This window comes from Streptomyces sp. MA5143a (genome assembly GCF_900290235.1).
In the GTDB taxonomy this organism is placed as follows: Bacteria; Actinomycetota; Actinomycetes; order Streptomycetales; family Streptomycetaceae; genus Streptomyces.
This window is the reverse complement of sequence record NZ_OLMK01000070.1, coordinates 20,534-28,268: the sequence shown is the minus strand read 5'-3', so window position 1 is coordinate 28,268 and position 7,735 is coordinate 20,534. Positions and strand designations below refer to the sequence as shown.

General features: G+C 71.9%; 5 protein-coding genes. 1 reads left to right on the top strand and 4 read right to left on the bottom strand.

What is annotated here, in order from left to right:
* Nucleotides 1-104 precede the first annotated feature (104 nt).
* Nucleotides 105-275, top strand: a complete 171-nt coding sequence (locus tag SMA5143A_RS28390) for a DUF5670 family protein (RefSeq protein WP_055522083.1) — start codon at nucleotides 105-107, stop codon at nucleotides 273-275.
* A gap of 104 nt (nucleotides 276-379) precedes the next feature.
* Here the strand turns inward: SMA5143A_RS28390 and SMA5143A_RS28385 are convergent, their stop codons facing one another.
* The 4 genes from SMA5143A_RS28385 to SMA5143A_RS28370 all read right to left on the bottom strand — a co-directional run bounded on the left by SMA5143A_RS28385 (nucleotide 380) and on the right by SMA5143A_RS28370 (nucleotide 7,591).
* Nucleotides 380-583, bottom strand: a complete 204-nt coding sequence (locus SMA5143A_RS28385; RefSeq protein ID WP_107465662.1) for a cold-shock protein — start codon at nucleotides 581-583, stop codon at nucleotides 380-382.
* A 178-nt stretch (nucleotides 584-761) separates the two neighbouring features.
* Nucleotides 762-2,165 carry a glycoside hydrolase family 43 protein gene (locus SMA5143A_RS28380; RefSeq protein WP_107465661.1) on the bottom strand — a complete coding sequence of 468 codons (1,404 nt, stop codon included), beginning with the start codon at nucleotides 2,163-2,165 and terminating at the stop codon, nucleotides 762-764.
* Nucleotides 2,162-3,871, bottom strand: a complete 1,710-nt coding sequence (locus tag SMA5143A_RS28375; RefSeq protein WP_219923612.1) for a glycoside hydrolase family 27 protein — start codon at nucleotides 3,869-3,871, stop codon at nucleotides 2,162-2,164. Before SMA5143A_RS28375 ends, SMA5143A_RS28380 begins: the two co-directional genes overlap by 4 nt.
* A 234-nt stretch (nucleotides 3,872-4,105) precedes the next feature.
* A complete protein-coding gene (locus SMA5143A_RS28370; protein ID WP_107465659.1) occupies nucleotides 4,106-7,591 on the bottom strand; it encodes a BTAD domain-containing putative transcriptional regulator in 3,486 nt (1,161 codons plus the stop codon).
* Nucleotides 7,592-7,735 lie beyond the last annotated feature (144 nt).

Genomic DNA, 7,735 nt, shown 5'->3' with positions numbered 1-7,735 from the left:
GGGCAGCCCGTCAGAGTGCCCCCGTTCGAGGACAAAAAACGTGCAGGTCTTGTGGGTGTGGAGTGGCGACGGCCGGGCAAACGGCGGTGCGGAGGTGGAAAGAAATGGTTCCCTTGTTGCTCGTTCTGCTGCTGGCTCTGATCCTTTTCGGCGCCGGTTTCGCTCTGAAGGCCCTGTGGTGGATCGCCGTGATCGTGCTGGTGCTCTGGCTGCTCGGCTTCGTCGCCCGCTCCACGGGCCCCAGTGGTCAGCGGGGCCGCTGGTACCGCTGGTAGGCGGCGCCCCGCACAGGTGAGGCCGGCGCACGGAGCGGCGGCCCGGGCGGGGAGCGGGGCGGCTGCGCGTCGGCAGCCGCCTCGCTCCGCGCTCCTGGGTCCGGTCAGCCCCGGACGATGTTCTGCGCCTGGGGGCCCTTCTGGCCCTGGCCGATGTCGAAGGTGACGTGCTCACCCTCGGTCAGCTCGCGGTAGCCGGAGCCCTGGATCTCGGAGTAGTGGGCGAAGACGTCGGGGCCCCCGCCGTCCTGCTCGATGAAACCGAAGCCCTTCTCCGAGTTGAACCACTTGACGGTGCCGCTTGCCATACTGTTCGATCCTTCGTTCATGCCCGGGAACAGCCCTCATCCGGGCATGCTCCGGCTCTGTCCAGTCACACGAGCCACAGCTGTTCTACCCCGTTACACCCGTCTCACCCGACCGACGACACAGCGGTTCCTCGCCGAAGTTCGCCCGGGCGCCGGGTCAGGGGCGTCGCCGCTGCGGTTAGCGCGGTGCGGTCAGGGTCGTGCCCGCCGTGAACTGCCACCAGTTGATGTTGAGCAGATAGCCGCTCCCTCCGGTGAAGCGCAGGTAGAGGTCCTGGGTGCCGGTGGCGCCGCTCACCGGGCAGTTGACCGTCGTCCATGTCTGCCAGCCTCCGGTGCCCGGCACACCGCACCGGCCGACGACCGTCCCGTTCGGGGAGCCCAGGCGCAGTTCCACGGTGCCGCCGCTGCTGCCGGAGGCCACCCGCGCGGCGAACGAGGACGCGCCCGACCCGAAGGCCACGCCCTTGACCTTGAGGTGGTCGCCGTTCTCGATCCAGCCGACGTTCATGCCGCCCTCCGCGGCGGGTTCGGTCTCGATCCCGGAACCCCAGGCGATCGTCTCGGCCTCCTGGCGCACATACGGATTGAGCGTGCCGACCTGAGGGGCCCCGGTGTTCGTCATGGTGATCGTCGGGATCGTGCCGTCGGCGTTGTAGGAGAACCTCTCCACCGCGACCGAGCGGGTGTAGCCGCCCCCGCCGGGGAGCGCGCCGTTGTGGTAGAAGAAGTACGAATTTCCCTTGAAATCGACGATGCCCGGGTGGTTGGTGAAGCTGCTGCCCTGTGTGGGCATGACGGTCCCCCGGTAGGTCCAGGGGCCGGTCGGGCCGGGAGCCGTGGAGTAGGCGATGAACTCCGAGCAGCACTTGGCGGCGAACACCAGGTAGTACAGCCCGTTCCGCTTGTAGACCCAGGGCCCTTCCTCGTACAGCGTGGGCCGGTTGGGGTCGCCGGTGCGGGTGCCGAACCCGGCGGTGATGAGCGGGATCCGGGTGGGACCGCCCGAGTAGGAGGTCATGTCGGCGTTCAGCTTGACGTACCACAGGTTCGGGTTGCCCCAGTACAGGTACGCCTGGCCGTTGTCGTCGATGAAGACGCTCGGGTCGATCTCGCCGTTCTCCACCAGCGGACGGCCGAGGGCGTCCCGGAACGGGCCGGTGGGGCTGTCCGCGACGGCCACGCCGATCGCCATCCGGCCGGTCGCCCGGTTCTTCACCGGCACGTACCAGTAGAACCGACCACCCCGCTGCACGGCCTGTCCCGCCCACGCGTCGGCGGACGCCCAGCTGAACGTGGCGAGGCTGAGCGGAGAGCCGTGGTCGGTCCAGTTGACCATGTCGGCCGAGGACCAGACCCGCCAGTCCTTCATGGTGAAGTAGGTGGACCCGTCCTCGTCGTGCCCGGTGTAGAGGTAGACCCGTCCGTCATGGACCAGGGGGGCCGGGTCGGCGGTGTAGACATGCTGCACGATGGGGTTGTCGGCCCTGGCCGCCGAGGGCTGCACCACGGCCGGAACAAGGGAGAACGCCAGCACGAGACCCGTGATCCAGGCGACCGCCCGGGGGGCGATGTCCCTCATGTGCGGCTCCACTTCTGGCCGGACTGTCCGTTGCAGCTCCACAGGACCGCCGCGGTGCCGTTGGCGGTGCCGGACCCGTTGACGTCGAGGCACAGCCCGGAACGGACGTTGCGGATCGACCCGTCGGCCTGTGCGGTCCACTTCTGGTTGTCCTGGCCGTTGCAGGACCAGATGATGACGCGGGTGCCGTTGGTGGTCCCCTGGTTGTAGGCGTCCAGGCACTTGTCGCCGAAGACGCGGATCTCACCGCCGGCCCAGGAGGTCCACAGCTGGTTGGCCGCGGTGTGGCAGTCCCAGATCAACGCCGCCGTCCCGGCCGCGGTGGAGGCGCGATCCACGTCCAGGCAGCGGCCGGACCCGGTGCCGCGCAGCCGCGCGGTGGTGGCCGCCAGTGCGCTGCCGCCGCTGACCCGGAACACGGCGACGCCATGGGCGGGCACGCTCGCGGAGATCTGGCCGGTGGTGCCGGACGTGGCACCGGTCCACAGGTCGGTGAGGGTGAACGGCCCACCTGTCAGGCCGACTTGGGCGGCGGTGGTGGTGACGGTCGCGGCGCTGCCGCCCCGGTTGAACAGGCCCACGGCGACGGAGCCGTCGGCCAGGGGCTTGGCGAACACCTCGGTGTTGCCGTCGTCACGGACGCGGCGGCCGCCCGCGCCGAGCCGGTCCTGGTTGACCGCGAGGAGGCGGGGGTTGCGCAGGATCGCGCTGACGTCGGCGGACATGGTGCGGATGTCGTTGCCCGCCATCAGCGGGGCCGCCATCAGCGCCCACAGGGCGAAGTGGGAGCGCGACTCGGTCAGCGACAGGCCGGGACGGCCGACCACCAGCATGTCCGGGTCGTTCCAGTGACCCGGGCCCGACTGCGCGGCCAGCGGCGCGTTGACGTCCAGGACGTTGCCGACGCCCATCGGGTAGCTGTTGGTGTTGTTGTTCTGCCAGATGTCGAGCAGGTCCTCCGTCGTCCGCCACAGATCCGCGACCTCACCCCAGTTGTACGTGGAGCCGGTGATCGCGTGGAAGCTGTTGGGGTTGATGCTGTAGACGATCGGGCGGCCGGTGGCCCGCAGCGCGTCACGCATGACGCTGAACCGCGCGACCTGCTCGTCACGGGTGCCGCTGGAGGAGCACCAGTCGTACTTGAGATAGTCCACACCCCATGAGGCGAACGCGGCGGCGTCCTGCGCCTCGTGGCCCCTGCTGCCCGTCGACCCCGGATAGGCACCGGTGGTCTGCGCGCATGTGCGTTCACCCGGCACCTGGTAGATGCCGAACTTCAGCCCCTTGCTGTGGATGTAGTCGCCGAGCGCCTTCATCCCGCTGGGGAACTTGGTCGGGTTGGCCCGCAGGTTGCCCGCTCCGTCGCGCTGCGGGTCGAACCAGCAGTCGTCCACCACCACGTACTGGTAGCCGGCGTCCTTCATCCCCGAGGACACCATCGTGTCCGCGGCCTGACGCACCTGCGCCTCGGTGATCCCGCACCCGAAGCTGTTCCAACTGTTCCACCCCAGGGGTGGGGTGAGCGCGGGGCTGCCCGGCGCGGCGGGCGCGGCGGGCGCGGCGGGCGCGGCGGTGGCGGTGGAGTGGACGGAGGCCGTCACTGATGCGGCGACCGTCAGTGCGGCGGCGGCCAGGACATGGAGCAGTCGCCTGCCTGATCGAGTGGGCACCGGGGCTCCTTTCGGGGAGAGCGCCGTGGGGGACATGTCGACTCAGGGTGGGTGCGAAATTTCGAACCGGATTCGGAAACTTGGGTGTGACGGATCCTAGAGAGACGCGTGAACATGTCAACACCATCCGGACGTGAACTCGGACCTCTCACTCCGATCGCAGGGAAAGGTCACATCAATTCCAAGAGGACGGGCGAAAGAACCGTCGGCTCGACGCCCACCCATCCCGAATGTTTCGACGCACGGAGCGCATCGTGCGCCGAGCGTCGGTCAGGTCCGCCCGGCCAGCCGGTGCCGTACGGCCGTGGCGGCCGGCGCGCCGAGGGCGTCGAAAATCTCCAGGGCCTGTGTCCAGTACGGCGTCGGATCGGCGCCGGCGGTCACGGCCGCGGCCCGGCCGAGGAGGTCCAACGCCTCGGCCTGCCCCTTGCGGTAGCCGCTCTCGCGGTGGGCCGTGAGGGCCTGGTTGCCGTACTCCGCGGCGGTGGCCGGCTCCCCGTGCTCCAGTGCGCAGCGGGCGAGCACCGTGAGCGCCTGGTCCTCGACCAGGCGGTACTCCGAGCGGCGGGCCAGCCGGAGCGCGGCCGTGGCGAGTCGGCGGTCGCTGGGAACGGGGACGGACGCGAGCCCGAGCAGGGAACGCGCCTCCAGGTCGCGGGCGTCCCTCTCCCGCGCCAACGCGAGGGCCTCCTCGTAGGCCGTGGCCGCCTCCGCGCGACGGCCGACCGCCAGCAGGGCGTCGCCGAGCACGAGCCGGGCACCGGCACGGTTGTATTCGTCGGTGTTCTCGTCGCTGAGGCGGACGGCGGCACGGGCCGACTCCAGCGCGCCCGTGAGGTCGCCGGTGTCCCCCCGGATCCAGGCCGACAGGCGCAGAACGAGCGCCTCGGTGTCGAGATCTCCCACGTCGTGGGCCCTGTGCAGGAGTCCGTCCAGTTGGCGACTCGTCCATCCGGTGTCACCCAGCAGTTGGCGCACCTGGACCAGGGCCGCCGCGTTGAGCAACTGGTTGATCCGCGAACCGAGTTCCGGGTGGAGGTCCGCCGCTCTGCGGTGGCAGTCCAGGGCCTCCGACAGCCGGCCGAGCTCACGGAGGGTGTGGCCGATGTTGTCGAGGACCACGGGGTGGCCCTGGGGCAGACCGTTGCGCCGGTCGATCTCCATGGCGCGGTCCAGATGCTGGGCGGCCAGCCGCAGTCGCCCGCTGACCTGGGCGACGGTGCTGATGTTGTTGTGGGCGGTGGCGGCGCCGTCCGGCCAGTCCGCGGCTTCGGCCGCCGTCAGCAGCAGCTCGTAGTGGGCGATCGCGTCGTCGGGGTGGCCCCGCTGGACATGGGCGTCCCCCAGCAGATTGTGCACGGCGGCCTCGGCGAGGGGCTGCTCGGCCGCCCGGGCGGCGGTGAGCGCGGCCTCGCCGAGGGCCAGCCAGTCGATGGTGTGCCGCCGGGTCCACGAGCAGCCGCGCAGCGCGTCGGCGAGGCGCCACGCCGCCGGATGCCCCTCGGCCCCGGCCTGGTGGACGGCCGCGGCGAGGCCCGGCAGTTCCGCGTCGAGCCAGCGCGCGGCGGCGGTGGCGTCGTCGAGGGCCGGCGGCGCGGTCGGCAGGGCCGTCGCCTCCGTCTCGTCGTACGCGCCGGGCACGCGCTGGGTGCCCGGATAGAGGAGCTTGGCGCAACGGTTCACCGCGGCCAGCAGCCATGTGTAGAGCCGGGCGGCGGCCGACCGCCGCTCGGTGGCGCTCTCCTCCAGGCTCAGCCGCTCGGCCGCGTAGAGCGTCAACAGGTCGTGGCAGCGGAAGCGTCCGGGCCGGTGCTCGTGGATCAGGTGAGCCCCGCTGAGCCGTGCCAGGAGCCGGGACGCCTCGCGTCGCGTGGTGCCGGTGAGGACGGCCGCCGTCTCGATGCCGGTGTCGGGGCCGGGCACCAGGGCCAGCAGCCGGAACATGCGGCGGGCCGCGGCCGGCAGTGCGTGATACGAGAGGCTGAAGGCGGTACGCACCGCGGAGGTGGTGTCCCCGTCCACGGCCAGCAGGCCCAGCCGGTCGTCCCCGGACAGTTCATCGGCCTGGTCCCTGAGTGTGCGCCCCGGAGTGTGGTCCAGGTTGGCGGCGCAGATCCGCAGGGCGAGGGGGAGGTGGCCACAGGCGTCGGCGAGCGCGACGGCCGCCTGCGGCTCGGCGTCCACCCGGTCCGCGCCGAGGGTACGGGCGAGCAGCAGTCGGGACTCCCCGGCCGCCAGCAGGTCGAGCGCGAGCCGGTCGGCGCCGTCGCGGACGGACAGTCCGGCCAGCCGGTCCCGGCTGGTGACAAGGACCAGGCAGTCGGGGCCGCCGGGCAGCAACGGTCTGACCTGGTCCACGTCGACGGCGTTGTCCAGGACGACCAGCGTGCGGCGGGCGGCGGTCAGGGTCCGGTACATGTCGGCGGCGGCCCCGGTGGTGCCCGGGACCCGCTCCCCCGCCACACCGAGGGCCATCAGGAAGCGGGCGAGTACCTCCACGGGACGCAGCGGCGCCGCCTCCGGTGAGTGCCCCCGCAGGTCCACGAAGAGCTGCCCGTCGGGGAACCGCTCGCGGACCCGGTGCGCCCAGTGCACCGCAAGGGCGGTCTTGCCGATGCCGGCGGCTCCGGTGAGCACACAGGTCCGGGGGCCCGGTGCGTCGAGCAGGGCGTCGAGCCGGGCCACCTGCTCCCCGCGGCCGGTGAAGAAGGAGATGTCGTACGGCAGCAGCGCGGGCGGCACGGACGACGCCACCGCGGCCGGTGCCCCGGTCGCCGGGCGGGGCAGGTCCATGCGCAGGACGCGCAGGTGGGCCTCGGCCACCTCGGGGCCGGGGGCGACGCCGAGCTGGTCGTCCAGGCGGCTGCGCAAGGTCCCGTACAGGCCGAGCGCGGCGGCCTGCTGGCCCGAGGCGGCGAGCGCCAGCATCAGCCGGGCGTGCACGCCCTCGTGCAGGGGGTCGAGGCCCGCGGCCTTCTGCAACTCGTGGAGGGCGCCCCCGGGTCTGCCCAGGTGCAGGGCCACGTCGGCGTACGACTGGACGAGCGACATCCGCAGCCGGGTGAGCGAGATGGCGGCCGGGTGCTCGCGCACGTGAGGGGGCGCGTCCCCGAGGACAGCTCCCCGCCACAGGCCCAGCCCCGCTCCGGCACGGCGCAGCGTCTCCTGCGGCGAGTCGTCCGGCGTGCCCAGCGCGATCTCGGTGAACTCGGCCGCGTCCGACTGCCCATGGTCGAGGTGCAGCAGATAGCCGGTGCGGGTGCGGCGCAGCACCCCGTCCGAGGTCCCGCGCGTGTCCTGCGCCGGGTCGAGCAGGCGGCGCAATCGGGCGATGTAGGTGTGGACGAGGTTGACGCAGGTGGCCGGCGGACTGCCCTCCCAGAGGACGTCGACCACCTCGTCCTGTCCGACGGACACTCCGGGCTGCAGGGCGAGCAGACCGAGCAGATCGCGCTGTTTGGCCGCCGCCACGTCCACGGGCCGGCCCGACACCCGGAGCGTCAGCGGCCCCAGCACCCCGACCCGCAGGGCGTCCCCACCCCTCGGTGCCCCGGCCTCCATCGCCGCGTCCAGGCCCAGCGCGGCGGCGACCCGCTGGGCCGACCGGCTGCCCCGTGACGGGGACCTGCCGTGTTCGATCTCGCGGATGCTGCGCGTACTGACCCCGGCGCGTTCGGCGAGCTGGAGCTGGCTCAGCCCCAGTCGCACACGATGGTCGCGAAGCCATTTCCCCAACTGCTCAGGAGTACGCCCCACTGCGCCCGTTCCCCCTCCGGTGCTCTGCCGGTCAGGGGGGCGAGAACGCCGGTCGAGCGCTCAACTCCCGCTACTGGCAGCGATGTTGACGTCACATCGTAAGTCCGACAGCACGGGTGCGCTAAGCGTTCGGGGGAGTGTCGT

What these genes read in the sequence shown, in the direction of transcription:
- SMA5143A_RS28385 (WP_107465662.1), bottom strand. Translation starts at nt 583, where the DNA reads ATGGCAAGCGGCACCGTCAAGTGGTTCAACTCGGAGAAGGGCTTCGGT.
- SMA5143A_RS28390 (WP_055522083.1), top strand. Translation starts at nt 105, where the DNA reads ATGGTTCCCTTGTTGCTCGTTCTGCTGCTGGCTCTGATCCTTTTCGGC.
- SMA5143A_RS28375 (WP_219923612.1), bottom strand. Translation starts at nt 3,871, where the DNA reads ATGTCCCCCACGGCGCTCTCCCCGAAAGGAGCCCCGGTGCCCACTCGA.
- SMA5143A_RS28380 (WP_107465661.1), bottom strand. Translation starts at nt 2,165, where the DNA reads ATGAGGGACATCGCCCCCCGGGCGGTCGCCTGGATCACGGGTCTCGTG.